The sequence below is a fragment of the Actinoplanes hulinensis genome (assembly GCF_019429605.1).
Classification (GTDB): Bacteria; Actinomycetota; Actinomycetes; order Mycobacteriales; family Micromonosporaceae; genus Actinoplanes; species Actinoplanes campanulatus.
The window spans coordinates 119,330-145,266 of the sequence record NZ_JAHXZI010000001.1 but is presented as its reverse complement, the minus strand read 5'-3'; the positions used below and the strand labels follow the sequence as shown (position 1 = coordinate 145,266).

At 71.8% G+C, this 25,937-nt stretch carries 22 protein-coding genes; 10 read left to right on the top strand and 12 right to left on the bottom strand.

Features of this window, described 5'->3' with window-relative positions:
- Positions 1-154: 154 nt before the first annotated feature.
- Complete coding sequence (locus tag KZ829_RS00730; protein ID WP_220141948.1) at positions 155-1,432, bottom strand: D-arabinono-1,4-lactone oxidase; 1,278 nt, start codon at positions 1,430-1,432, stop codon at positions 155-157.
- A gap of 327 nt (positions 1,433-1,759) precedes the next feature.
- Between KZ829_RS00730 and KZ829_RS00725 the strand changes: the two genes are divergently transcribed.
- A complete protein-coding gene (locus KZ829_RS00725; RefSeq protein WP_220141947.1) occupies positions 1,760-2,671 on the top strand; it encodes an MHYT domain-containing protein in 912 nt (303 codons plus the stop codon).
- Between the two features lie 131 nt (positions 2,672-2,802).
- Positions 2,803-3,816 (top strand): 3-oxoacyl-ACP synthase III family protein, encoded by a 1,014-nt coding sequence (locus KZ829_RS00720; protein WP_246634883.1) that lies wholly within the window; start codon positions 2,803-2,805, stop codon positions 3,814-3,816.
- Between the two features lie 52 nt (positions 3,817-3,868).
- On the opposite strand, the gene KZ829_RS00715 is transcribed toward KZ829_RS00720, so the two are convergent.
- From KZ829_RS00715 to KZ829_RS00695, 5 genes are all read right to left on the bottom strand, one after another.
- Positions 3,869-4,219, bottom strand: a complete 351-nt coding sequence (locus KZ829_RS00715) for a PRC-barrel domain-containing protein (RefSeq protein WP_220141946.1) — start codon at positions 4,217-4,219, stop codon at positions 3,869-3,871.
- Positions 4,220-4,812: 593 nt separating this feature from the next.
- Positions 4,813-7,407: a lipopolysaccharide biosynthesis protein gene (locus KZ829_RS00710; protein WP_220141945.1), complete on the bottom strand. Its 2,595-nt coding sequence runs from the start codon at positions 7,405-7,407 to the stop codon at positions 4,813-4,815.
- A gap of 246 nt (positions 7,408-7,653) precedes the next feature.
- On the bottom strand, positions 7,654-8,799 hold the full coding sequence (locus KZ829_RS00705) for a magnesium and cobalt transport protein CorA (protein ID WP_220141944.1): 1,146 nt from the start codon (positions 8,797-8,799) through the stop codon (positions 7,654-7,656).
- A gap of 67 nt (positions 8,800-8,866) precedes the next feature.
- The gene (locus tag KZ829_RS00700; RefSeq protein ID WP_220141943.1) at positions 8,867-9,616 is read right to left on the bottom strand and encodes an ABC transporter permease; all 750 of its coding nucleotides are present in this window, start codon (positions 9,614-9,616) and stop codon (positions 8,867-8,869) included.
- A gap of 2 nt (positions 9,617-9,618) precedes the next feature.
- Positions 9,619-10,551: an ABC transporter ATP-binding protein gene (locus KZ829_RS00695; protein ID WP_220141942.1), complete on the bottom strand. Its 933-nt coding sequence runs from the start codon at positions 10,549-10,551 to the stop codon at positions 9,619-9,621.
- 61 nt (positions 10,552-10,612) lie between these two features.
- On the opposite strand from KZ829_RS00695, the gene KZ829_RS00690 reads away from it, so the two are divergent.
- Positions 10,613-11,566 carry a helix-turn-helix transcriptional regulator gene (locus KZ829_RS00690; RefSeq protein WP_246634882.1) on the top strand — a complete coding sequence of 318 codons (954 nt, stop codon included), beginning with the start codon at positions 10,613-10,615 and terminating at the stop codon, positions 11,564-11,566.
- Positions 11,567-11,873: 307 nt separating this feature from the next.
- On the opposite strand, the gene KZ829_RS00685 is transcribed toward KZ829_RS00690, so the two are convergent.
- Both KZ829_RS00685 and KZ829_RS00680 read right to left on the bottom strand, forming a co-directional pair.
- Positions 11,874-12,380 (bottom strand): GNAT family N-acetyltransferase, encoded by a 507-nt coding sequence (locus tag KZ829_RS00685; protein WP_220141941.1) that lies wholly within the window; start codon positions 12,378-12,380, stop codon positions 11,874-11,876.
- Positions 12,373-12,918 (bottom strand): GNAT family N-acetyltransferase, encoded by a 546-nt coding sequence (locus KZ829_RS00680; RefSeq protein WP_220141940.1) that lies wholly within the window; start codon positions 12,916-12,918, stop codon positions 12,373-12,375. The genes KZ829_RS00685 and KZ829_RS00680 overlap by 8 nt, the downstream gene beginning before the upstream one ends.
- 25 nt (positions 12,919-12,943) lie before the next feature.
- On the opposite strand from KZ829_RS00680, the gene KZ829_RS00675 reads away from it, so the two are divergent.
- The gene (locus tag KZ829_RS00675) at positions 12,944-14,347 is read left to right on the top strand and encodes a beta-N-acetylhexosaminidase (RefSeq protein ID WP_308285285.1); all 1,404 of its coding nucleotides are present in this window, start codon (positions 12,944-12,946) and stop codon (positions 14,345-14,347) included.
- Here the strand turns inward: KZ829_RS00675 and KZ829_RS00670 are convergent.
- On the bottom strand, positions 14,310-15,572 hold the full coding sequence (locus tag KZ829_RS00670) for a cytochrome P450 (RefSeq protein WP_220141938.1): 1,263 nt from the start codon (positions 15,570-15,572) through the stop codon (positions 14,310-14,312). The two genes, KZ829_RS00675 and KZ829_RS00670, sit on opposite strands and share 38 nt — an antisense overlap.
- 91 nt (positions 15,573-15,663) lie before the next feature.
- Between KZ829_RS00670 and KZ829_RS00665 the strand changes: the two genes are divergently transcribed.
- Both KZ829_RS00665 and KZ829_RS00660 read left to right on the top strand, forming a co-directional pair.
- Complete coding sequence (locus KZ829_RS00665; protein WP_246634881.1) at positions 15,664-17,730, top strand: M48 family metallopeptidase; 2,067 nt, start codon at positions 15,664-15,666, stop codon at positions 17,728-17,730.
- Positions 17,731-17,880: 150 nt separating this feature from the next.
- The gene (locus KZ829_RS00660) at positions 17,881-18,342 is read left to right on the top strand and encodes a hypothetical protein (RefSeq protein ID WP_220141937.1); all 462 of its coding nucleotides are present in this window, start codon (positions 17,881-17,883) and stop codon (positions 18,340-18,342) included.
- Positions 18,343-18,382: 40 nt separating this feature from the next.
- On the opposite strand, the gene KZ829_RS00655 is transcribed toward KZ829_RS00660, so the two are convergent.
- Both KZ829_RS00655 and KZ829_RS00650 read right to left on the bottom strand, forming a co-directional pair.
- The gene (locus tag KZ829_RS00655) at positions 18,383-19,135 is read right to left on the bottom strand and encodes a hypothetical protein (protein WP_220141936.1); all 753 of its coding nucleotides are present in this window, start codon (positions 19,133-19,135) and stop codon (positions 18,383-18,385) included.
- A gap of 12 nt (positions 19,136-19,147) precedes the next feature.
- A complete protein-coding gene (locus tag KZ829_RS00650; RefSeq protein ID WP_220141935.1) occupies positions 19,148-19,768 on the bottom strand; it encodes a hypothetical protein in 621 nt (206 codons plus the stop codon).
- Between the two features lie 326 nt (positions 19,769-20,094).
- Here KZ829_RS00650 and KZ829_RS00645 point away from each other — a divergent pair, with 326 nt between their 5' ends.
- From KZ829_RS00645 to KZ829_RS00630, 4 genes are all read left to right on the top strand, one after another.
- Positions 20,095-22,896 carry a sensor histidine kinase gene (locus KZ829_RS00645; protein WP_220141934.1) on the top strand — a complete coding sequence of 934 codons (2,802 nt, stop codon included), beginning with the start codon at positions 20,095-20,097 and terminating at the stop codon, positions 22,894-22,896.
- Complete coding sequence (locus KZ829_RS00640; RefSeq protein WP_220141933.1) at positions 22,897-23,316, top strand: roadblock/LC7 domain-containing protein; 420 nt, start codon at positions 22,897-22,899, stop codon at positions 23,314-23,316.
- Positions 23,317-23,380: 64 nt separating this feature from the next.
- Positions 23,381-23,692 (top strand): DUF742 domain-containing protein, encoded by a 312-nt coding sequence (locus tag KZ829_RS00635; protein ID WP_229795301.1) that lies wholly within the window; start codon positions 23,381-23,383, stop codon positions 23,690-23,692.
- The gene (locus KZ829_RS00630) at positions 23,673-24,269 is read left to right on the top strand and encodes a GTP-binding protein (protein ID WP_220141932.1); all 597 of its coding nucleotides are present in this window, start codon (positions 23,673-23,675) and stop codon (positions 24,267-24,269) included. The genes KZ829_RS00635 and KZ829_RS00630 overlap by 20 nt, the downstream gene beginning before the upstream one ends.
- On the opposite strand, the gene KZ829_RS00625 is transcribed toward KZ829_RS00630, so the two are convergent.
- The gene (locus KZ829_RS00625; protein ID WP_220141931.1) at positions 24,266-25,900 is read right to left on the bottom strand and encodes an AfsR/SARP family transcriptional regulator; all 1,635 of its coding nucleotides are present in this window, start codon (positions 25,898-25,900) and stop codon (positions 24,266-24,268) included. The two genes, KZ829_RS00630 and KZ829_RS00625, sit on opposite strands and share 4 nt — an antisense overlap.
- Positions 25,901-25,937: the final 37 nt, after the last annotated feature.

Sequence of the window (25,937 nt, the reverse complement as noted above, 5' to 3'; positions counted from 1 at the left end):
GCTACCGAGATGATCCATCTCCGCGCCGGTCACCCGAACCACATTGTCGACGCGAGGTCGTAGCCACGGAACAACCCGCAAAACGCCGCCGGTGACGAGGCACCTGGTTTTCCGGCGCCGTGGGGTTTGCGGTGGCGGAAAATCAGCTGCCTCGTCACCGGTTACCAGGCGTTTTGCCGCGGAGCGAAGCGGAGCAATCAAGCACAGCGTCCAGCCATGGGTTGCGGAACACGCCCTGTGGGTCGAAGCGGCGCGTCAGGGCGGCGAAGTCGCCGAACCGGGGGTAGGCGCCGCGCACCTCGGACGGGGCAGTCGTGAAGATCTTGCCCCAGTGCGGCCGGGCGCCGTGCGGTGCCAGCGCCTTCTCCAGGTCGGCGACGACCGGGAGCACCGCGTCGGTGTCGGCGATCCAGGTGAAGTGCAGGGCCAGGCTGTCCTGTTCGTGGTTGGGGCTGAGCCAGAGGTGGTCGGCGGCGATCGTCCGGATCTCGCAGACCTGGAGGACGGCCGCGACCCGCTCCCGCAGTTCGGTCACCGCCGCGATCGCGGCCCGTCCGGCCGTGCGCGGCACGTGCCACTCGGACTGGAGCTCCTCGCCGCTGCTCGGGGTGAACTCCATCCGGAAGTGCGGCAGCCGTTCGTGCCATGGACCGGGGACGCCGCCCTGCCCGGTGCAGTTCTCGGTCGGCATGCCGGGCACCGGGTGACGGGGGCCGTCCGCGGGGCGGGCGCCGAACAGGTCCCCGGTCAGTGGCGCGTCCCGCTTCAGCCACACCTGGTCGATGTCCGTGCCGGTCCAGCGGGTGAAGAGGCTGACGCTGTATCCGGCCGACAGGATCTCGTCGAGGTGCTCGTCCAGGGCGGCGGCGGGCAGGTTCTCGTAGACGTACTGCCGCAGCTCGAAGGCCGGGACGACGTCGAGGGTGAGCGCCGTGACCACGCCGAGCGCGCCGAGGCCGACCACGGCGCCGGCGAGGTCCGGGTGGTCGCGGTCCAGGACGGCCGTCGAGCCGTCGGCGCGGAGGATCTCCAGCCCGGAGACCGCGGTCGCCAGGTTGCCGTTGCGCACGCCCGAGCCGTGGGTCGCGGTGGCCACCGCGCCGGCCACCGAGATGTGCGGCAGCGACGCCATGTTGTGCAGGGCCAGGCTCTCGGCGGCGAGACGGGCGGCCAGTTCGCCGTACCGGATTCCGCCGTCGATCCGCACGCTCCGTCGATCCGGCGCGATCTCGACGGTGCGCGGGAGACCGGCCAGGGAGACGAGATCCCCGTCGGTGTCGGCGAGCCGGTTGAACGAGTGACCGCTGCCCAGAACCCGCAACCGGTCGGCCCCGGCGAGCACCGCACGCAGCTCGGCCACCGATTCCGGACGGTGCAACCGCCGCGCCCCGAAGGTGATGTTGCCGGCCCAGTTCGTCAGACGCTCCCGCATCAGCACACCCTATGCCGCCTCGGCCGAGGGACACGGTGTGTGACGAACGAGACTTCGGGCACCGGTGCCGGGGGCATCGTGTGGTGCTGTCGTATTTCATACTTGTTACGTAAAGTTATATAGGTTTCTTTGTGTCTGTGTGATCACTGTCAGGTGATCTGTACCGATATAGCCTGAACAAGGCCCCTCAATACTTCAGTAGATCCAAATCGAGACGCGCTGCTCGTTCTCTCGTAACGCAACCTGCGTCACAATCAGTCACGCCCATGGCGGGGGTGAGGGCAGGATTCAGCCCGGCGGAATCGCGAACGAGAGGAACGGCGCGAGATGGCGCAGATCCATCACTTCGAGTACGGGGCCCTAACCCCCACGGTCAGTTACATCCTCTCCGTGCTCGGGTCACTACTGGGGCTCACCAGCGCGGTGCGCCTGCGATCGGCGCGCAGCGGCGGCGAACGGTTCTGGTGGCTGACCCTGGCGGCGGTGGCGATCGGCGCCACCGGCATCTGGAGCATGCACTTCGTGGCGATGCTCGGCTTCGACGTGGACGGCACGCCGATCCGGTACGACATCGGCCTCACCGTGGCGAGCGCGGTCATCGCCCTCGCGTCGGTCGGTGTCGGCCTGTCGATCGCTCTGCTCGGCAGATCGGCCCCGCGGCTCCGGATCCTGATCGGTGGCGTGCTCGCCGGCCTGGGCGTCGGTGCGATGCACTACACCGGCATGGCCGCCATGCGGCTGCGCGGCGAGATCCACTACTCCGGCCGTGAGGTGATCGCCTCGATCGCCATCGCCGTGGTCGCCGCGACCGTCGCGCTCTGGCTCACCCTGATCGTCAGCAAGCCGATCGCCATCTTCGGCTCGGCCCTGCTGATGGGTGTCGCGGTCAACGGCATGCACTTCACCGGCATGCTCGCCATGTCGGTGACGCCGGAGGGCGAGGCGTTCGGCTCGGTCGAGGGCGCCACCGCCGCCAACCTGCTCGTCCCGGTCGGCGCGGCGGTCGTCTTCGCGATCGTCGGCATGGGCTACGCCCTGGTCTCCGCGCCCACCGAGGAGGACCGGGATGCCGCCGAGTACCTGCGCCAGCGGATCGAGAACCGCGCCGCGGCCCCGGCCGCCCCGGCCCAGCCTCAGTTCGGCGGGCAGCCCGCCGGCCAGCAGCCGCCGAACCGTTCCACCGGTCGCGGCACTCTCGGTGACGCTTCGTGGACCTACCGGGATCGTGGCCGCCAGTAGCCCGACTCGCGGCCGATGACCCTCTGACGGACTGTCCGGCATTTATCAGCCGAACCGTCGACTGTTCGATCCGCATGTTCCCGCCCTGCATGGATAGGGTTTGCGGGGCGGGACGTGAAACGTGAAAAGCAATGAACGGCAAGACCTGGGGGATGGGCGTGGCAGTAGGGATTCTCGGAACCGGCTCCTATCTACCGACACGGGTCGTCACCAATGTGGACCTGCTGGCCCTGGTGCCGGACGCGGATCCGGAGTGGGTGTCCCGGAAGACCATGATCGAGGCGCGCCGATTCGCCGCTCCCGGTGAGGCGGCCTCCGACCTCGCGGCGAACGCGGCCCGGGCGGCCCTCGAACGGGCCGGTGTCACGGCGGCCGAAATCGACTACATCGTCCTGTCCACTTCGACCGGTGACTCCCCACAGCCGCCGACGTCCAATCTGGTGCAGGACGCGATCGGCGCCTCCCGCGCCGCGTGCATGGACGTCAACGCCGTCTGCGCGGGCTTCGTCTTCGCCCTCGGTGTGGCCAACGGCCTGATCGCCACCAACCCTGACGCGCTGGTCCTGGTCATCGCGTCGGACATCTACTCGCGCATCCTCGACTTCGGCGACCGGCGGACCGCCGTGCTCTTCGGGGACGGCGCCGGCGCCGCGGTGGTCGGCCGGGTCAGCGACGGCCACGGCATCGTCGACCTCGATCTCGCCTCGCGCGGTGACGCCAACGGCCTGATCTACGTCAAGGGCGGCGGCAGCCGTCTGCCGGCCTCGCCGCAGACGGTCGCCGACGGCGACCACTACTTCCGGATGAACGGCCGGGGCGTCCGTGACTTCGTCGCCACCGCCGTGCCGCCCGCGCTCGACGCGCTGCTGCGCCGCAACGAGCTCAAGGCCGAGGACGTCGACCACTTCGTCCCGCACCAGGCCAACGGCATGATGCTCCAGGAGCTGGTCGAGTCGGCCGGCTTCCAGAACGCGCACACCCACCTCACCCTGCCCTGGTACGGCAACGTGGGCAGCGCCTCGCTCCCGGTCACCCTCGACGACGCCGCCCGCAACGGGTCGCTGCGCGACGGCGAGGTGGTTCTTCTCGCCGGATTCGGTGGCGGCATGTCGATGGGCGCGTGTCTTCTGCGCTGGGGGCGCTGAGACCTCTGATCTCCATCCCGGCCGGGTCCGCATGCGCGGGCCCGGCCGGGAGTCATTTCGGCTGGATCAGCCAGTCCCACGCCCGGCGTAGCCCGGTGGCGTGGCTCTCGGCCAGGTCGGCCGGCGCGTCGGCGCTCGGCTCGGCGAGGCGGACGGCCGGTTCGGTCACGATCACGGCGCGCTCGAAGAGCCCGTCCACCTGGTCGCCGCCGGCGAAACGCGGGCCGACCGGGGTCGCGATCAGCAGGCCGTGGAAGACGTCCTCGCGCTCGTCGGCGAGCACGTGCTCGATCGTGCCGACCGGGTCCCCGGACCGGTCGTAGACCGGCATCCCATCGGTGAGCACCAGGTATGAGACCGGTGCACCGAGGTCTTCGGGCGCGGTCTCGCTGTTCTGCGTCATGCCGGTCGGGTTACCCCTCAACACAGCGATTCAGCCCCGGAAGGCCAACATCATCTTTTCGGCCGAGCGGCCTCTAAACATTTTGTACCGTTTTCGGTTTCTCCCGGCGAAACGCACGTGAAACCGCACGATTCGCCTTGAATTCCCATACTGTCCGTTTTGCCAGCGAAGCCTCTCGTGCGACGAGTACGGGAAAGGCGCGCACCGCGGTGCTCTCGCCGGCGGTGCTGCGAAACAACCTGGCCGGGTGGCCACGACGGTCCGGGCGGTCCCGGACACGGTCACCCGGGCGGGCTGGGCCAGGACGGCTCCGGCGGTCCGGGGATCGGAGGCCCAGACGGAGACCCGAAGGGGTCCGGGTAGGGGCGGCCCTGGTCATCACACCCCCGGTGGTGACCAGGGCAGGCCCCGAGCGGCGAACGGCAGGGTCCGGGCGGGCGGAATGGCCCGCGCCACTGACCGAACAGAAACGCGATGCCCGGCCGGACGGAATCCGGCCGGGCATCGCATTTGCGCACGGCGTACGAAATGGGTGGCTCGAAAAGTGGGCGCCCGGCCGATCCGGGGGGCACACCGGCCGGGCGCCCTGCTCGTCAGCGGTTCGCCATGATGAGCCCCGCCGGGTCGCTGCAGACCAGGTAGAGGGCCCGGTCGATGACCGCCGGGTCGTAGGTGGTGCCGTGGAACGTCGCCTCCAGGTGCAGGACGCCGTTCATCTCGCTGGTGGTCAGGGTGATGCCCTCGGGGCCGTTGAGCGTGGGCACGCTCTGGTTGACCCGGCCCGCCGGCTCGACGGCCCACGGCAGGTCACCGAGCATGTCGTGCCGGCCCTGGTTGCTGAACGTCAGCCGCGGCTGCGGCTCGGCCGCCACCTCGGCCGGGTACGGGTCCGGCATGCCGGGCGCCCCGGTCAGCATGATCTTGCCCTCGCGCAGCAGCATCATGGTCAGGATCCGGCCGGTGGCCAGTTCCGCCTTCAGCGTCGTGTGGATCGCCATCGGGTCGGTGAGGCTGGCCGGCGTCAGGAACGGGCCCATGCAGAAGTTGCTGTCGATGCTGACGCCCTTGTCCACGTACCGGCGGGCGTCGGCGAGGAACGTGCCGCCCCGCAGGTCCGGCTTGAGGCCCAGCTCGATCAGCGCCGCGGTGAACGCCGCGAACGTGATCGCCGAGGTGGTGACGCCGGGAGCGTGCTGGTCACGCCAGGCCCGCATCTGGCCGAGCACCTGCGCCGAGCGCGCGGTCCGCACGGTGAGGGCGGCCTGCCACGGACGGGTGGGGCCCTCCTCGATGTGCGGCGGGCGGGCGAAGCTCAGGCCTTCCTTCCAGCGGCCCGGCTTCAGGCCGAACTGCTTCCACCAGGCCTTCGGCAGCGCCGTCTTGTGCCGCTTCGACGGCGCGATCCGGGCCGCCCGCTGCTCGTACGCCGCCTGGACGATCTCGTGGACCAGCGTGTTGACCGGGCCGGCGTCGCCGTACGCGTGCGACACCTTCAGCGCGAAGTAGCCGCCGCCGACGAGGATCCGCACCGGGTGGTGGGCTCGCTGCTCGGACTGGAGCCGGCGGGTCATGGCGTCGAAGTCCACCGGGCCGGGGCCGAGGTCGGTCACCGCGTCCTCGACGTACCGGGCGAACGAGGCGCCGTCCATGTGCTGCCAGTTGGCGCCGGAACGGTCCAGCCGGGAGACGGCCCGGTGCGTCGGGTCGGCGGTGTGCAGGCCGATCAGCGCGTCGCGCACCCGCTCGGCGTCGACCCCGGTGAGCGGGCCGACGGTGCGGATGTACTCCAGCGGCAGCCATGCGCGCTCGCGCAGGGTGAGGCTGGTGGTGGACATGACGTTAACTCCCTCTGCTACCGCGGACATGTCGACGACCGGGGCGAAGACGACCTTCAGCACGGTCGGGGCGACCAGTACCGTCTCGATCGCCATCACGATCGCCACGGCGGTGACCAGATCGTTCAGGTCACCGTGGGTGCCGGCCCACCAGGCGGCCAGCAACTCGGCCACGCCGGCGAAGACCGAGAAGATCCCCGCGCCGCGCAGTTTGCCCTGCACGCGGGAGATGGCCAGGAAGAAGTGGTGGAAGACGAACGGGACGTAGGTCAGGGCCAGGATGGCCAGGGCGTCGCCGGCGGTCCTCGCGTACTCCGCGCCGAACAGCCCCATGATCGTGTCGGACAGGAACAGCACCACGAGCGACGCCGGGAACCCGGCGCCCAGGCAGATGAGCAGGCCCACCCGGACCTTGCCGCGCAGCGCGCTCTTGTCGCCGGCGGTCACCGCGAACAGGGTGAGCGCCACGTTGCCCGGCACCATGGCCATGAAGGACAGCACCATGAACGCGGTGTAGAAGGCCGCGTTCGCCTCCGCGGACAGGGTCGCCGTGACGATCAGCGGCAGCGCGGCCCGGGGCAGGTAGGTGGCCAGGTTGAGCAGGTTGTGGTCGAAGGTCGCCCGGCCGCGCCCGCGCATCAGCGACGGCCGCGGGTGCAGCGAGTCGATCATGCCGCGCCGGTTCAGCACCCGGAACAGGATGGCGGTCGACGCCACGATGCCGGCGACCCAGGTGAGCAGCAGCAGGGTGCCGGTCAGGGCCAGCCCGGGAATCACCGCGACCACGCCGAGCAGCACCAGCTTGAGCAGTGAGAACCAGGCGTTGCGCATCAGCTGGAGCGGGCCCTGCAACAGGCCGACCATGGCCTCGTCGAGGACCAGCGTCATGGCGTTCAGCGCGATGCCGACGACCAGCAGGAAGGAGCCGACGGTGCCGCCCAGCGCCTCCTGGAGGCTGGGGATCCACAGGGTGGCCACCAGCACGTAGAGCAGGCCGCCGACGGTCGCCGCCGAGCCGGCGGTGAGCAGGCAGGTGGAGATCAGGTCCCACTTGCCGCGGGCGATGGTGGGCAGTTCGGAGATGAGCATGGTGCCCATGCCGAACATGCCGATGGTGCCGATCAGCGTCATCGCCGAGACCGCGGCGGAGGCCTGGCCGACCGCCGCCTGCGGGGCCACGTGAGCCGCCACCCACCAGTAGGCGAAGCCGAACACCGAGGTGATGAGCGTGGTCGCCATGAGCGAGCCGGCGTTCAGGAACAGGTCGACGTGACCCTTGAGCGCCGCGAAGATGCCGCCCCTGCCCGTCGCCTCCGGCCCGGTGTGCTGCGGTGCGGCGTCGGTTGCCGTCACTCTGATATCCCCCCAAAGATCGACGCAGTCAGAAAACTAGTAACTCGCCGTGTTTGCGGGCTAGGGCAGGACGCCCGAGCTTCGGCGACCGTCCGGTGTGGTAACCGGCCGTATCGGTGGTTGACAGGACCCTTTAGGTGGAATGACCACACCATATTGGGGGTCTTCATCGCGTGATTCAGCGCCGAATCAGACCGCGCGGCAGACTGTGACTTTCATCTCTGTAACGCTGAGTGACTTCTCAGATCACAGCCAACCGGACTTCTTGAGGCGGTGGTAGACGCCTCCGCCGATCAGCAGCATGGCCGCGATCGAGACGTAGAAGCCGTACGTCGCCCCGGTGCCCGGCATGACGTCGAAGTTCATCCCGAAGACGCCGGCGATCACGGTCGGCACCGCGGCGATCGCGGCCCACGCGGCGATCTTGCGCATGTCGTGGTTCTGGTCGACCGACACCTGGGCCAGCCGCGCCTGGAGGATCGAGTTCACCAGGTCGTCGAAGCCGCCGACCCGGTCCGCGGCCCGCGCCAGCCGCCCCCGCACGTCCTCCAGGTAGGGCCGCAGCCCGGTTGGCAGAACGCGCGAGTCGAGCAGCCGGGTCAGCGGCTCGGCCAGCGGCAGCACCGCCCGCTTGAACTCCACCATCTCCCGTTTGAGCTGGTAGATGTGGGCGAACTCGCCGGTGCGCTCGGACGCGAAGGTCTCCTCCTCGATGCGTTCCAGATCCCGTTCGACGTGCTCGGCCACGTCCAGGTAGCTGTCCACCATCCGGCTGCCGACCGCGTACGCCACCGACCACGGGCCCTGCCGCAGCACCTCGGGGCGGGCCTCCAGCTCCTTGCGCACCGCCCAGAGCGGGCCCACCGGGCCGTGCCGCACCGTGATCGCGAACCACGGGCCGATCAGGACGGTGACGTCCCCGGTCTCCACCACCTCGGACGTGGCGGTGAGGCGGTCGTGCTCGACGTACCGCGCGGTGCGCAGCACCAGCCGGGTCACGTCGCCCAGGGTCTGCACGCCGGGCCGGTGCCCGCCCGCGACGGCCTGCTCGACCAGCAGCTCGTGCAGCCCGAACACCTCGGCCACCGGTCGCATCGTGGCCAGGTCCGGTTCGTGCAGGCCGAGCCAGAGGAAGGTGCCGCGGCGTCGCCGGGCCTGCCGGGCCGCCTCCGGATAGGAGACCGGCGCCGAACCGCCGCGCCGCAGGCCGTTCGCGTAGACCGCGCAGTCCACCACCGCGTCCGGGTTGCCGCCGCGGCGGACCGGGCCGGACACCGGAACCGGCCGGGTGATGCCGCCCAGGAGGCGGCCGATCGCGTGCGGCAGGTCACCGAGGCGGGGCGGGCGCACCAGGCGCCGCCGTTCGGCTGAGTCGTCACTTCGACCGAGCATCGGCCCGCCACCTTCCCGCACGCATTCGGCTGCGAGGGAAAAGGTAGCGGGCCGGGGGAAGCACGGCTCAGTCGGAGCGTCGCATGGCACGCACCCCGGCGGCCAGGCCGAGCAGCCCGACCAGTACGGCCGCGACCAGTCCCTCGAGCGTGCCGCGGGTCAGCACCTCGCCGTTGAACAGCGCCCGTTCGGCGTCCACCACGTACGTCATGGGATTGATCCTGGAAAGCGCCTGGAGCCAGCCCGGCCCGTTCTCGATCGGGAGCAGCACGCCGGCCAGCAGGAGCAGCGGGAACAGCAGCGTCTGCTGGACCGTCCAGAACATCCACTCCTTGTTCTTGGAGGCCAGCGCCAGCGTGTACGACAGCGCGCCCAGCCCGATGCAGAACCCGGCCAGGATGACCAGCCCGAGCAGCGCCCCGACCAGGTGCAGCTCGAAGCCGAACGGGATGCAGACGGCCACGATGAGGGCGGCCTGCGCGATCATCGGCACGATCTCCTTCAGCGCCCGCCCGATCAGCAGCGCGGGCCGCCGCAGCGGGGTGACCAGCATCCGCTCGTGCGAGCCGGTCTGCATCTCGTAGAGCAGGTTGGAGCCGGTCATCGACGAGCCGAAGAGGCAGGACATCACGATGATCCCGGGCACGAACCACTGCAACGGGGAGCCGCCGTCCGGTGAATCGGGCAGCAGCGGCGCGAACAGGCCCAGGAAGAACAGCGGCTGGATCATCGAGAAGATCACGGTGAACGGGTCGCGGAGGACCGGCCGCAGCTCCCGGCTGAAGACCACCCGGGTGTCGGTGACGAGCGATGTCATGGTCAGGCCTCCACGAGTTCGGATTCCGGCGCGCTGGCGTCCTCGCGCAGGCTGCGGCCGGTCAGGGTGAGGAAGACGTCGTCCAGGGTCGGGCGGACGACCTCGATCGAATCCGGCCCGAGGGCGGCCAGGCGGGCGGCGAGCCGGGGCCCGTCGTCGGTGGTGATCCGCACCTGGGCGCCGCGCTGTTCGCCACCGGAGGCGCGCGCGGCCTCGGCCGCCTCGGCGGGGCCGGCGAAGCCCAGGATCACCCGGTCGCCGACGTGCTTCGCCTTGAGCTGCCGGGGCGTGTCGTCGGCGATGATCCGGCCGTGGTCGATCACGATCACCCGCTCCGCCATCGAGTCGGCCTCGTCGAGGTAGTGCGTGGTGAGCACGATCGTGGTCCCGTGCTCGGCGCGCAGCCGCAGGATGTGCTCCTGGAGGTTGGCCCGGTTCTGCGGGTCCAGCCCGGTCGACGGTTCGTCGAGGAAGAGCAGCTCGGGCGCGTGGATGAGGCCCATCGCGATGTCCAGCCGGCGCCGCTGGCCGCCGGAGAGGGTGGAGACGGTCCGGTTCGCCACCTCGGCGAGGCCGAGCGACTCGATCAGCTCGTCGGCGCGGGCCCGGGCGGCGCGGACACCCATGCCGTACGCCCGGCCCTGGCTGATCAGCTCGTCCCGGCCGCGCTGGCTGTGCCCGGCGCCGTTGCCCTGGCCGATGTACCCGATCCGGAGCCGCACCTCGCGCTGGTGGCGCACCACGTCGAAGCCGGCGACCTCGGCGCTGCCGCTGGTCGGGGGGATGAGGGTGGTCAGCATCCGCAGGGTGGTCGACTTGCCGGCCCCGTTCGGCCCGAGCATCGCGACCAGCTCGCCCCGCGCCACCGTCAGATTGATGCCGTCGACCGCGCGCACGTCCTTGAAGTGCTTCGTCAGCTCTCGCGTCTCGATCATCCCTCGACGGTAGAGTCCACTGCGGCCACTTTCTGACCGCAATCGGATGGAGTCTGGCGCCATGGCGAATACGAGTGCACGGATGCTGCGGCTCCTGTCGCTGCTGCAGACACATCGCTACTGGCCCGGCTCGGAACTCGCCGAGCGCCTCGAGGTCAGCGCCCGCACGCTGCGCCGGGACGTCGACCGGCTGCGCGAGCTGGGCTATCCGGTGGACGCCGCGCGCGGGGTGGCCGGCGGCTACCAGTTGCAGGCCGGCGCGGCCATGCCGCCCCTGCTGCTCGACGACGAGGAGGCGGTCGCCATCGCGGTCGGGCTGCGCAGCGCCGCCGCCGGCTCGGTGGCCGGGTTCGAGGAGACCTCGGTCCGCGCGCTCGCCAAGGTGATCCAGCTGCTCCCGCCCCGGCTCAGGCGCCGGATCGATGCCCTCCAGGCGGTCACCGCGCCGGGTGTGTTCGGTGGCGGCCCGGTCCTCGACGCCTTCACCCTGACCACGTGCGCGATGGCCTGCCGGGGTGAGGAGCGGCTGCGGTTCGACTACACCCCGCGGCAGGGCGAGACCGCCCGCCGCCACGTCGAGCCGCACCGCCTCGTCTCGCTGGGCCGGCGGTGGTATCTGATCGCCTGGGACCTGGACCGCGGCGACTGGCGCAGTTTCCGCCTGGACCGGCTGACCGGCCCGCAGCCGACCGGCGCCCGGTTCCGCCCCCGCGACCTGCCCGGCGGCGACCCGGTGCGGTGGCTGCGCTCCCGGATGCGGACCATCCCGAACCGGTACGCGGTGTCGGTCGTGGTGCGGACCGACGTGGCCACGATCCGTGGTTTCGTCGGCAACTGGGGCGAGGTGGAGGAGTTGCCGGAGGGCGGCTGCCGGCTGCGGATGAACATCGACGACCTGGGCTGGCCGGTCATGGTGCTCGGGGTGCTGAACGCGCCCTTCACTGTGGAATCCCCGGACGAGCTGCGGGAACAGGTGCGCCGGGCGGGCGAGACGCTGCTGCGCGGCGCGGCCTAGGCGACTTTGGACGGACCGGCGCCCCCGTGGCGCCGGTCCGCAGTGAAGAAAATACCGACGGGGTACGACAAGATCCCGTCACGTTTAACCGTTCGCTTATATAAATCTCGATGAAATCCAGCCGGGCCCGGTTGATGCGGGAGCGGACGGTGCCGACCGGGATGTGGCGCTCCTCCTGCCGGACGTGCCGGTCGACGAGCGGCGCGAACTGTTCCGGCTCCCGGGATCAGCACGTCGTCGGTGATGTCCATCAGGTCGTTCACACCCGGTTGATGCCCGCGGCGCGGGATCGGGTTCACGGAACCTGTCAGATGCCCCGGGAGAAGCGCCAGGACCAGGCGTTGTCGGCCTCGGTCGAGCCGTAGGTGCGGCGCCGCTCCACCGGGCGGAAGCCGCGCGCCTCGTAGAACGGGATGCCCAGCTCGTTGCCCTCCAGCGCGGCCACCCACATCTCGGTGGCGCCCAGCTCCCGGATCTGGTCGGTGATCCGGTCCAGCAGCAGCGTGCCGAGGCCGCGACCGCGCTCGTCCGGGTCCAGGTAGAGCACGAACAGCTCGCCCACGCCCGGCGCGGTGAGCCCGCCGCCGGCCGCGCCGATCACCCGGCCGTGCTCCTCGGCCACCTGGTAGCCGAGCCAGCCCGGGGGAGTCGCCGTGATCTCCCTGGTCACCCGCTCGGCGTTGTAGAACTCGGTGAGCATCCGCTCGATGAACTCCGGTGACAGCAGGTCCGGATAGGTGGTCCGGTAGCCCCGCGTACAGATGTCGCGGATCGCCGCCACGTCGGAGCCGGTCGCCGCCCGCACCTCAGCCATGGACGGAGGATAGGCCCCGCTGCCGGATGTGGTCGTCGTGCCACTCGGAGCCGACCAGGAACCGTTTCACCCCGACCACCTCGAAGCCGTGCTTGGCGTAGAACCGGGCGGCCCGCTCGTTCTGCTGGTTGACGCCGAGCCAGCAGGTCGCCGCGCCGGTCTTGGCCGCGGCCTCCAGGGTGCCGGTCATCAGCTCGGCCGCCGCGCCGCCGCCGTGCCGTTCCGGAGCCAGGTAGAACTTGCTCAGCTCGATGCTGGTCGCCGCGTCCACCACGACCGCCACGTCCGGGTCGCTGATCGGGCCCCGGACCAGCATCGAATAGCCCACCGGGTGATCGTCGACGGACACCAGCAGCAGGATCCGCCCCGGGTCGGCGAGGTAGCGGGCGAAGCTCTCCACCGACAGATGGGCGGCGACGAACGCGTCGATGTCGGCCTGCGCCGTCCCGGGCGGACAGGCCAGGCCGAACGTGCGGGCGGCCAGGTCGTGCAGCGACTGCTCGTCACCCTCGGTGGCGAAACGTGTGGTGATCGTCATGGAGAAACTGTTTACAATCTTCAGAGTGAGCGAGCGGACGGTGCAACTCGGCGATGTTATCCCTCGGCCGGCCTCGGTGCGGCCCGTCACGGACGCGACGTTCCCGATCGTCTCCGGTACGGCCGTCAGCGCGCCGCCGGAGCTGGAGCGGGTCTCCGCGCACCTGGGCCTGCCCCGGGCCGCCGACGGCGCGATCCGCCTGACCCTGGACCGGGAGCTGCCCGCCGAGGGCTACCGGCTGGAGATCACCGCGGACGGCGTGACCCTCGCCGGCGGCGCTCCCTCGGGCGTCTTCTGGGGCGTCCAGACGCTGCGCCAGCTCGGCCCGGTGCTACCCGGCGGCGTCATCGAGGACCACCCCCGGTACCCCTACCGGGGCGCCATGCTCGACCTGGCCCGGCACTTCTTCACCCCGGACGAGGTGAAGGCGCACATCGACCTGCTGATCCAGTTCAAGATCAATCATCTGCACCTGCACCTCACCGACGACCAGGGCTGGCGGCTGGAGATTCCCGGCTGGCCCCGGCTCACCGAGGTCGGCGGCGGCCCGGGCACCGGCGTGGACGGGGTCGGGCCGGGCTTCCTGACCTGCGCCGAGTACGCCGACCTGGTCGCGTATGCCGCCGACCGGTTCGTCACCGTGGTGCCGGAGATCGACATGCCCGGCCACGTGAACACGGTGCAGGTCGCCTACCCCGAGCTCACCGCCGACGGGCAGCCGGTCGCGCCGCGCACCGACGCCGAGGTGGGCTACAGCTCGCTGGTGGCCGGCAAGGAGGAGACGTACGCCTTCGTCGAGGCCGTCCTGAAGACGGTCGCCGACCTGACCCCCGGCCCCTACCTGCACATCGGCGGCGACGAGTGCATGGCCACGCCGCCGGGCGACTACCGCGCCTTCCTGGAGCGGGTGCTGCCGATCCCGGCCGCCCACGGCAAGAGCGTCATCGGCTGGCACGAGATCGCCGCCGTCGACCTGCCGGAGAACGCGATCGTGCAGTTCTGGCGGATCGAGGAGTCCGACGAGGCGGTGGCCCGGGCCGCGGCGTCCGGCCGGCGCGTCATCGTCTCCCCGGCCGACCGCACCTACCTCGACATGAAGTACGACGCCGGCAGCCCGATCGGGCTGGACTGGGCCGGGCACCTGACGGTCGAGCGGGCGTACGACTGGGACCCGGCCGAGCGGTTGCCCGGCGTCGGCGAGGAGGCGATCCTCGGCGTCGAGGCGCCGCTCTGGTCGGAGACCCTGCGCAGCGTCGATGACGTGCGCTATCTGACCTTCCCCCGGCTGCCCGCGGTGGCCGAGGTGGCGTGGTCACCGCGCGGCGGCCGGGACTGGGCGTCGTTCCGGGAGCGGCTGGCCGCCTTCGGGCCGCGCTGGACCGCCGCCGGGATCAACTTCCATCGAACGCCCGAGATCGACTGGCACTGACCGCGCCGATCACCGCGTGCTCCGGGACGACCACCTGGATCCGGTCTCGGGGCAGCGCCGGGATCCGGGACAGGTCGATCGCGGTGTCCTGCGGCGGCAGGTAGTGGTCCAGCGCCGCGAGCCGCCGGACCAGGGCGCCGAGCACGGCGACGGTGATCCTCTCGCCCGGGCAGCGGTGCCCGGTCCGGGGATCCCCGCCGCCCTGCGGGATGAGATCGAAGTCGCCGATCTCCCGGCCCAGGAACCGCGCCGGCGAGAACGCGTACGGCTCCGGCCACAGCTCCGGGTCGTGGTTCTGCCCGTAGACGTCGAGCAGCACCAGCGTTCCGGTCGGGATCGGCTCGCCCTGGAAGAAGGCGTCCCGGACGGCCCGGCCCCCGAGGAACGGGGCGAACGGGTAGAACCGCCGCACCTCGTGCACGAACGCCTCGGTGTACTCGTCGTCGCCGGAGCGGATCCGGGCCTGATGACGCGGCCACATGTCCATGGCGTGCGCGGCGAACGCCAGGTACCAGGCCACCGCGATCACCGGGCGGATGATGTTCAGCAGCTCGACGGCGGCCACCCGCGGATCCAGCCGGGCGCCGTCCTCGGTGTGGTGCGCCACGGCGGACAGGACGGTGCCCGAGCGCGGCTTCGCCCGTACCGTTGAAATGATCTTGGAAAATCGCCTCTCCTCCCGGCGGCGTGCCGCGAGGGCCCGCGCGGTGCGCGGCCCGACCGTCGCGAACCCGTCGACCATCGAAGCGCAATGCCTTGCCAGGGCGTTCACCTCACGGTCCTTCAGGGGTACGCCCACCCAGCGCGACACCGCGGAGGCGAGGATCCGGGTCGCCTCGTCGAGGAGCCGCACCGGCGGACCGCCCCGCCACCGCTCGGCGGCCGAGTCGAACGCCTCCCCGGCCAGCTCGGCCAGCCGGTCGGCGCCGTCGTCCGTCAGCAGCGACGTGAACAGCGCCTTCCGGTGCCGGTGCGCCGTCCCGTCCAGGTCCTGCACCCCGCCGGCGCCGAAGAGGGTCCGCACCACGAGCCCCGGCAGCGCCGAGTGCCGCTCCACGTTGCCGGTGCCGTAGAAGAACTGCGCCGCGGACGGGCCGCAGATGCCGACGGCCGGCCGGCCCAGCACCCGGGTCCGCACCGCTCCACCACCCGCCCGGCGGCGCAGGTCCGGCAGCCACGCGTACCCCTTCAGGGCGACGGCCAGTGTCTGATCGAGGTCAGCCATACCGCTCCGTATAACCAGCAGTCCGGACACGAAACGGTTACGTACGGTTTTGGCCCTACGCTGGGTGGCCGGTCTGGGGGAGGAGTGCGGCTTGAGTAGGAATGCACCACCGGTGGCGGCGCGGTCGGCCATCGCGCTGGCCGGGTTTCCGGTCCTCGCCGGGCTCCAGCTCGCCGCCGTGCTGCTGCTCCTCTGGGCGGTCCTGTCGGTGCTGCCCAGCGCCGTCGCGCTGCGGGCCGGGGTGCCGCTGAGCATCGCCACCGTCGGCGCCCTCGGGTACGAGACCTGGCGGGCCCTGCACACCCGCCGGCGTACCCCGGCCGGGGTGGCGGTCACCCGCCGGCAGGCCCCGAAGCTGTGGGAGCTGATCGACGGCGCCGCCGCGGCCGCCGGGGTCCGCCCGCCGGACGGGGTCACCGTGGTCGCCGACGCCACCGCGGCCCTCGGCGAGCGCACCCGGGTGCTCGGCCTGATCGGCGGGCGCCGCGACCTCTATCTGGGCCTGCCGCTGCTCCAGGCGCTTCCGCCGGCCCGGCTCCGGGCGGTGGTCGCGCACGAGCTGGCGCACGGTTCGCCGAAACTCGGCCGGTGGGCGCCGCTCGCCTACCGCGGCCGGGTCGCGGTCGGCCGGACGGCGCCGCGGATCTCCCGGCGCAATCCGGCCGGGGCGGTGCTCCGCGCGTACGCGAGGTTCTACCGCCGGATGGACGCCCCGTTCAGCCGCGCCCAGGAACTGGCCGCCGACCGGATCGCGGCCGACCACGCCGGGGTGGCCGACGCCGTGGCCGCGCTGCGGGACCTGCCCGCGCTGGCCGGGATGCAGCGCCTGTTCCACGCCGAATACCTGGGGCCCGGCTGGCAGGCCGGGTACGTGCCGGACGACGTGTTCGGCGGGCTGTTGCGGGTGTTGGCCGCCCGGTCGGTGGAGATGAGCATGCTGCGGGCCGCCGAGCCGGAGCCGAGCGGTCCGTGGGACACCCACCCGCCGCTGGCCGAGCGGGTGGCGGCCCTGACCCCGCGGCCCTCCCCAGTCGCTGCCGCGGCCTCTTCCGCTTCCGATGCCGCTTCCGATGCCGCGACCGCTTCCGTTGGCGCGTCCTCTTCCGCGACCAAGGAGCCGGCCTCCTCGGAGACCGTGTCCGAGGAGCCGGAGACCGTGTCCGAGGAGCCGGAGACCGTGTCCGAGGAGCCGGAGGCCGTGTCCGAGGAGCCGGAGGCCGCGGCCGAGGAGAAACCCGCGGAACCGGACGAGGAACTCGTCCCCGATCTGCCCGCGCTCGGGCGGGCGCTCCAGGCGGTGGCCTTCCCACCGCGCGGGCGCACCGTGGTGAGCTGGGACGAATGCCTCAGCTTCGCCCGTACCACGGAGATGGAACGGGAAGCGGAAGCCGCCCTCGCGGCGATCTCGCGCGCCTCGGACGCGGCCGTTCCGGACGCCGCGCATCTGCTCACCCTGGTCGCCGACGGCCGGCTGCGTGCCGCGGCCGGCGCGGTCTTCCCGGACACGTCACCGGAGGAGATCACCGCGCGGATCGTCGACCTGCTCGGGCTCATGCTGGCCCTCGCCGCGCTGCGCGGCGGCGTGGCCCGCTGGCGGCACAGCTGGACCGGCGCGGCGGAGGTGGTCGCCGTCGACGGCGCCAACCTGAACCTCGCCGAACTCGCCGCCGCGGCCGCCGACCCGGAGACCGCCGAGGCGGTCCGGACGTATCTGACCGAGAACGGCTTCGACCTGGCGGCGCGGGCGGACCGGCGCGCCTCGGCCCGCGCCCGGGTGCTCGGCGGGCTGGTCAACCTGTCCGCGGACGGCACGCGTACCGATCTGCTGATCACCGACCTGGGCCTGCTGCTGGTGCCGGGCCTGCCGCGGGGCCGGGGCGTCGAGGCGAAACGCCGGCTGACCCGGATCGCGGCCGACGGTGTCCCGGCCGGCGCCGAGCCGCCCGCCGAGCCCGATTCCGATCAGGAGGTGCGCCGTTTCGTGCCGTTCGCCGATGTCGCCGGGGTGACCGTCCTGCCCGGACGGCGAAAGGGGTGGGTCCTCGGTCTGCGGGACGGCGGCAACCTGTCCCTGCGCCCCGCCCTCGACGCCGATGAGCTGCCCGGAGGCTGGGCGGCCTGGGAGGAGGCCGTCACCTTCCTGGCCGGCACCCGCTGACCCGAGTCGCCTGTCCGACGATTCCGCAACCGTTACGTCACTTTGGGTCACAATAACTCCAGCGATTGTTTGCTTCGCCGGCGTCCGAATTGGGTAGCAGGTGCCGGAGCGAGGGGCGACGATCGTCTCGGACGCGGGGGAGGGGCCGTCATGGAGCGAGGTCCGTTGGCGCTCTTCGGGGCGATCGTGTCGGTCGGCCTGGGTCCCGCCCTGTGGCTGGGCGCGCAGCTCGGCGCGGTGAACCTGGCGCCCAGCCAGCGGCCGGCCCCGGTGAACGAGCAGTTCCCCGGTGTCGGCATGGACTTCGGCGGCATCGGCGCGGGTGATCCGGCCGTCGATCCGATGTCCACCTACCCGTTCACGCCGTACCACCCGCCCACGTCGACGGCGCCCGCGAAGCGGAAGCAGGCCGCCCCGGCGAGCCCTGCGACGCTCGAACCGGTGCAGCCGTCCCCGCCGCCGGCCTCCCCGTCGTCCGCTTCGCCGTCCTCGCCGTCGGCCTCGCCGGCCGGGCCCTCGCCCAGCACCGCACCGGTGCCGCCGTCGCCTTCGCCGTCGCCGGAGTGCTCCGAGCCGGAGGCCGGCGTCGATCCCGATCCGTCGGCACGATGAGGGGGAGCCGTTCGCGGCTCCCCCTCATCGTGTACGGCGGTCAGAGGCCCAGCAGCCGGTCCAGGATGTCCCGGTAGCTACGCAGCTCGACACGCAGCGCCTCGGTCTCGTCGGTGCCGGTGGACAGCGAGCCGCGGTGGTCGCGCAGCGCCTTGGTCAGCTTGTCGACCGCCTCGTCCACCAGTCCGGCCGCCTCGCCGGTGGCCGCCTTCGGGTCGTCGACGAAACGCAGCTGGATGTCGCGCCACCGCTCGCGCAGCGACTCGACGTCGCCGCCCGGGAACAGCGCCACCGGGCCGGTGAGCGGCTTCTCCGCGGCCGGCCGCGGTTCGTCCACAGCGGAGCCGGTCTCCGGGGCCGGGTGCGGGTCGTCGAAGGTGCCCCGATCCTCGATCGCCTGGTCCACCGCGGGGTCGTCCTTGTGCACGTCGTCCTTGTGCACGTCGTCCTTGTGCACGTCGTCCTTGTGCACGTCGTCCTTGGCGTCGGCCGTGTCGGCCCGGGCGGTGCCGTCCTCGAAGGCGACGGTACGGTCGGCGGCCGGCTCGGAGGCGGCGGTGGGGATCCGGTCGGTGCGCTCCGGGTCGTCGCCGACGGCGGAGGCGCCCGCCGCGATGGGCTGCTGGTCCGGTCCGGGGTCCCGCTGCCACGGCGATCCGGCCCGCTGCTGCGGCACCGGCCGCGAGGCGGTCCCGTTGGCGCCATCGTGTTCCTTGGCCTGGTTGTTCTGATCGGTCCGGCCGGTCTCGTCGGTCTCGTCGGTCTCGTTGGCCTCGTTGGAGAAGAAGCGCATCGTCGGGGCTCCTCAGCGGCTGGTGGCGTCGGTTTCAGGAGTGGTTCCGGTGCGGGGCGCGGCCTCGGCGGCCGGCCGGGGCGCCGGGGTGGTGTGCGCGACCGGGTCCTCGCCGAGCAGGTCGGCGAAGAGGGCGCGGTAGTGGACGAGCGCCTGGCGCAGATCCTCGGTCTCGGCCCGGCCGTCCCGGCTGCGGACGCTGATCTCGTGGGCGGAGCGGTAGTGCTCCAGGGTGGCGGCGTGCTCCACGGACAGGTCGGCGAGCCGCTCGTCGTAGTCGCCGGTCGGGTAGCCCCGCTCGGTGATCAGGCGGGTGACCAGCTCGTCGGCGGTCGCCACCGCCTCCTTCGGGCTGTCCACGAACCGGATCTGGACCTCTTCCCAGGCCGCGGCGTACCGGGTCCGGGACTCGGCGGAGAGCGGCTCGATCTCCAGCTTCGCGTGCCGTTTGGTGCGCTCGAGCAGCTCCTTCTCGGCCTCGGAGCGGCTGCCGGTGTCGGCGACCACGCGGTCGTACTCCGGGCCGAAGGTCTGCCGCAACCGGCGGCGGCGCGCGGCCTGGACACCGACCACGACCGCGGCCAGCACCAGGAGGACGACGACTATCAGGACGATGGTGGCGGTGGTGGACATCAGGTTTCCTCCTTCTTCCACCGCCTGTATTCCCATCCGATACCACGTGCCAATCCCACCGCGCCGAATAAGGGATGCCGAAGCCGTGACCGGGACGCCACTGTCGTAAGACCGACGATCTAGCGAAAAAGATCGTGAGGCGTTCTGGCTGGACAAACAGGAGGAAGACGGCCGCTGGAGCGGTTTCGGGAACTAGCTGAGACGGACGTCATTACGTATTCTTCCGCAAGCGTGCCCACGGGTGTGCCGGTCGTCCCCCTCCGACCGGCCGGTGCCAACGGGCGGCGCGCTGGTCGTTCCCTGCCGAACCCCTCGGGCGGAGCCTGATGAGAAGCCGTAACTGGTCGATCCGTTCGAAGATCATCGCGATGGTCGCGGTGCCGCTGTCCGCGGTGCTGGCCCTCTGGATCTTCGCGACCTCGGTGACGGTCAGCCCCGCCAGCCATCTGCTCGACGCCCGCGAGTCGGTTCTCACGCTCGGCGACCCGGGGATGCGGCTGATCGGCCAGTTGCAGCGCGAACGCCACTACTCCGCCATCTACCAGGCCACCACCCGTCCGTCGAAGACCGAACTGGCCCAGGAACGGGTGATGACCGACCGGCTGGTCGGCGAGGTGCGGGCCGCCGCCCGGAAGGCGGACGCCAGCGAGGACGTCACCACCCGCGTCGACGCCCTGCTCGCCGAGCTGGACAAGCTCGGCCAGATCCGCCGCGAGGTCGACGACCGGAAGACCAGCTACTTCTACACCGCGCAGGACTTCGACCGGATCATCGAGTCCGCGTTCGAGGTCTCCCGGTCGGCGGCCGTCTTCTTCCACGACCGCGTCGACCGCGAGGTCCGTGGCCTGATCAGCGCCTTCCGCGGCCTGGAGTACATGAGCCGGATCGACGCCCTGCTGGCCGGCGCCAACGCCCAGGGGCGGATCGACGCCAAGACCCGGGAAACCCTGATCCTGTACGTCGGGACCTCCCGCTACCTGATCAACGCCGGTGTCGCGGACATGCCCGAGCGGGCCAAGGGCGACTACTCCCGGCTGATCACCCACCCCAGCTTCGTCAAGATCGACGAGTTGACCAACGCGCTGCTCGCCGAGCGCTACGCCGGCGGTCCGCCCCCGGTGAACGGCGTGACCTGGCAGGCCGAGTACGACTTCGTTTCCCAGGAGATGCGCGACTTCACCATGCGGGTGGTCGACGACGTGGCCGAGGACGCCACGCCGTACGCCATCGACATCATCGGCAAGCTGGCGGTCGGCGCCCTGCTCGGCGTGGTCGCGCTGGGCATGTCCGTCTACGTCTCGGTCCGTCTCGGCCGCTCGATCGTGGGCCGCCTGATCCGGCTCCGCCGGGACGCGCTGGAACTGGCCTCGGAACGCCTGCCCTCGGTGGTCCGGCGGTTGCAGCGCGGCGAGATCGTCGATGTCGAGGTGGAGACACCCCCGCTGGAGTACGGGCTCGACGAGATCGGCCAGCTCGGCCACGCGTTCAACGACGTTCAGCGTACGGCCGTGCACTCCGCGGTCGAGGAGGCGAACGTCCGGCGCGGCATCAACGAGGTGTTCCTCAACATCGCCCGGCGCTCGCAGACGCTGCTGCACCGCCAGCTCTCGCTGCTCGACCGGATGGAGCGCCGGGAGACCGATCCGCAGGAGCTGGAGGACCTCTACCGGGTCGACCACCTGGCCACCCGGATGCGGCGGCACGCCGAGGACCTGGTCATCCTGGCCGGTGCGGCGCCCGGCCGGGGCTGGCGCAACCCGGTCCCGATGATCGACGTCGTTCGTGGCGCGATCAGTGAGGTGGAGGACTACAAGCGGGTCGACATCCGCTCGATCCCGACGGCCGCCCTGTTCGGCCGCGCGGTCGGGGACGTGATCCACCTGCTCGCCGAGCTGATCGAGAACGCCGCCTCCTACTCGCCGCCGCACACCCGGGTCCAGGTCATCGGCCAGTTGCTGCCGAACGGGTACGCCGTCGAGATCGAGGACCGCGGCCTGGGCATGTCCCCCGAGGCGCTGGAGCAGACCAACCGCCGCCTCGCCGAGCCACCGGACTTCGACCCGGCGGACAGCGCCCGGCTCGGCCTGTTCGTGGTGGCCCAGCTCGCCCACCGGCACGGTATCCGGGTGTCGCTGCGCGCGTCGGCGTACGGCGGGGTGACCGCCGTGGCGCTGATCCCCGGTGACCTGGTGACCGGCGGACCGGGCGGCGGGCGGCCCACCAACGGCTCCGCCCCCGGCCCGCTGGTCGGCACCGGCACCGAGGACCCGTCCCGGTCGCTCGCGGCACTCCAGTGGCAGGGCAGCGGCGAGCTGAAGCAGATCACCACGTCCGGCCGCCGGGCCACCGTCGCGGACGAGAAGCCGGCGCACGACGGCGTCACCGTGAACGGGCACCACCGGGCGGCCGCCGAGCTCACCGGACCGGCCCCGAGCACGGTCGCGGCGGAGTTGAGCGCCGAGGGCCTGGTGCAGCGCAGGCGCACCCGGAAGTCGGCCACCCCGCCGCCCGCCACCCCGCCCACCGACGTCGCGGACCAGACGATCGACATGTCGGTGCTGGACGAGCTGGCCGCCGGGCTGCCGACCGCGCCCCGGGCGGTGCCCCGCAACTCGGCGCCGCCGGCTCTCGACGCGCCGCCCGCCTCCGACGCGCCGGATCTCGAGGTGCCGGATCTCGAGGTGCCGGATCTCGAGGTGCCGGATCTCGACACTTCGTCGATTGAGGACGCCGAGGCGACCGTGCCCCTGCCGGAGCTGTCCGGCGACGACGGGCTGCCCCGCCGGGTCCGTCAGGCGAGCCTGGCACCGCAGTTGCGCCAGGCGCCGCCGGCCGAGGAGCCGCCGTCCACCGCACCGGCTCGCAGTCCCGAGCAGGTCCGTACGCTGATGAGCGCACTACAGCTCGGCACCACTCGCGGCCGCGTCGACGCGGCCCGCGCCGAATCGGCCGCCGGACACGCCGGAGCTCCCACCGATGTGACGCCCGGCGATGCGGCTACCGTCAGTCTCCCGGCCCTCCCGACGGCCGAAGAGAACGAGAACGCACCATCCGGGCCGGAGGTCGGCGTGAGCGGCGACCACGCCGAAGGTCCCGGGGAGAACCTCTTGCTGGAGAAGGACGCATAAGTGGCACAGACGAAGCAGAGCGCGAATCTCACCTGGCTCCTCGACGACCTGGTCGAGCGGGTGCCAACCGCGCAGCAGGCGGTGGTGCTCTCGGCCGACGGGCTGATGCTCGGAGCCTCCGCGGCGATGAGCCGGGAGGACGCGGAGCACCTGTCGGCCATGGCGGCCGGCTTCCAGAGCCTGGCCAAGGGTGCGAGCCGGCATTTCCTGGCCGGTCAGGTCCGGCAGACGGTGGTGGAGATGGAGGAGGCCTTCCTCTTCGTCACGGCCGCGGGGCAGGGCGCCTGCCTGGCCGTGCTGGCCTCCGCCGACGCCGACCTGGGCCTGATCGCCTACGAGATGGCCATGCTGGTCACCCGGGTGGGCCAGACCATGGCCGCCCCCGAGCGGTCGGTGCTGACACCGTCCGACGTCCTCTGAGCGGCCGCGTGTGACTCACGACTGGCTGGACAACGACGCGGGCCCGGTGGTGCGGCCCTATGCGATGACCCAGGGACGCGTCGCTCCGGCCGACTGTGACTTCGACCTGGTGGCGTTCGTCGTGGCGACCGTGCCCGACATGCCGCCCGGTCAGCACCTGCAGCCGGAGCACCATGCCATCGTGGCCGCGGCCTGGGAGCCGATCTCCGTGGTCGAGCTGGCCTCTCAGCTGGATCTGGCACTCGGTGTGATCCGGGTGTTACTCGGTGATCTACGCTCAGCGGGTCTCATCTCGCTGTACGAACCCCCGGCTGCGTCGCAGCCGCATGACGTCGACGTACTCAAGGCGGTTGTCAATGGACTCCGTGCGCTCTGACCGTAACGGCTCGTCGCGCATCCCCGTCGCTCTCAAGATCCTTATCGCCGGTGGGTTCGGCGCGGGCAAGACCACCATGGTCGGGTCGGTCAGTGAGATCCGCCCGTTGCAGACCGAGGAGGTCCTCACCGGGGCGGAGGGCGCCGACGACATCTCCGGTGTGGAGGGTAAGACCACCACGACGGTCACCATGGACTTCGGGCGGATCACCATCACCGAGGATCTCCAGCTCTACCTGTTCGGCACGCCCGGCCAGGACCGGTTCTGGTTCCTGTGGGACGAGCTGTCCCAGGGCGCGCTCGGCGCGGTGGTGCTGGCCGACACCCGGCGGCTGGCCGACTGCTTCCCGTCGATCGACTACTTCGAGCAGCGGGGCACCCCGTTCGTGGTGGCGGTGAACTGCTTCGACGAGCAGCACCGGTTCGCCTCGGAGGCGGTGGCCCGGGCCCTCGACCTGGACCCGGGTGTCCCGGTGGTCCTCTTCGACGCCCGTGACCAGGTGGCCGCCCGCAACGTGCTGATCGAGCTGGTGGAGTACGTGGCCCGCCGTCAGCTGACGGCCGCGGCCCGCCGCTAGCGGATCGCGGAGGGCGGGGCGACCTGCCCGGGCGGGACACAGATCAGCCACGGCTGGATCCGGCGCAGCGCCCGGTCGGTCAGCAGGCCGCGCCGGGCCAGATCCTCCGGGCTGTGGTAGGGCCCGCGCTCGTACCGGTCGAGGGCGATCCGGTGCGCCTCTATCGGGCTGACGCCGCGCAGCCGGGCGATCTCCTGCGGTGGCACGTGGTTCAGGTCGACCAGCCCGCCGTCGTCGAAGGACCGCAGCAGGTCGGGCCGCCCGATTCCGGCCTGCCGGGCGCCGTCCGGGTGGATCGCGGCGAACTGCCGGGCCAGTTGCCGCCGGGTGCGGGCGCCCCGGTTGTCACCGGGATGGCAGGCGAGGATCGCGCCGTGCACCGCGGCGACTGGGATGATCAGGAACATCAGCGTGAACCCGATGTCCTCGGCCGCGGTGGTGGTCTCGCTGTCCAGGTCGCTCGGGTCGATCGCCAGGAAGAAGATCGCCGTGAGGGACGCGGTCACGTAGAACGCCGCCGTGAGCACGTCCCGCAGGGTGCGCCGCTGGAACGCCGCATAGACGAAGTAGGCCCAGCTGGCCATCGAGCACGTGACCACCGGCAGGACCCCGGCCACCACCGCCTCGGCCAGCGGGATGCCGGTCCGGCGCGGGGACATCAGGTGTCCCGGCATCACGGCCGGCGGCGGCCACGCGGGGGCCGGCGGCTGGTGCGGGATCGCGGGCGCGTACGGCGCCGGTGACCACGGCTGCGCCGGCGCCGGATCGGCGGCCGGCGGCGGGGGTGGTGGCGCCGGGGACGACGGCGGTGGCGTCGGTTCGGCGCGGTCGGCCCACGGGTCGACCGGTTCGGCGTAGAACGGCTCGTTGCGCAGGATCCGCCGGTGCGTCTCCTGGAGTCGCTCGCCGGGTTCGGCGCCCAGCTCGTCCAGAAAGTACTCCCGGGCGTCCCGGAACGCGGCCAGCGCCTCGGCCTGCCGTCCGCTGCGGTACAGCGCGATCATCAGCTGTGCGCGCAGGCCCTCGCGCAGCGGGAACTCCTGCACCAGGCGGGACAGCTCGGAGACCAGGCCGGCGAACCCGCCCCGGGACAGCTCGATCTCGGCCCACAGCTCCCAGGCGCTGGCCCGCTCCTCGCTCAGCCGGAGCCGGGCGGCCTCGAAGACACCCCCGGTGAGGCCGCTGAGCGCCTCGTCACGCCACAGGTCGAGCGCGATCCGGGCCCGGCGGGCGGCCTCCTCGAGGTCGCCGCCACGCCGCTCCGCGTCGGCCCGGGCCAGTCCGGTCCGGAAGTCCTCGGCGTCCAGGGCGCCGACGTGCAACACATACCCACCGTCGGTCAGCGCGATCAGCTCGCCGGGGGTGCGCGGTGAACGGTCCGGATCGAGCACCCGGCGCAGGCCGGCCACGTACTTCTGCACCACGTTGGTGCCGTTCTCCGGGGGGACGGCACCCCAGACCGCGTCCACGATGCGGTGGACCGGCACCGGCCTGCCGGGGCTGAGCAGTAGGACGGCCAGGACCGCGCGCTGTTTCGCCGGCCCCAGATCGAGCGGCACGCCGTCCCGGAGCGCGCGAACGGCACCCAGGATCTCGAACCGCAGCGGGTCGGTCGCCGGGTGCGTCGTCACCCCAGCACCCCCCTGTTGAGCAGCAGTTTCTCCCCAC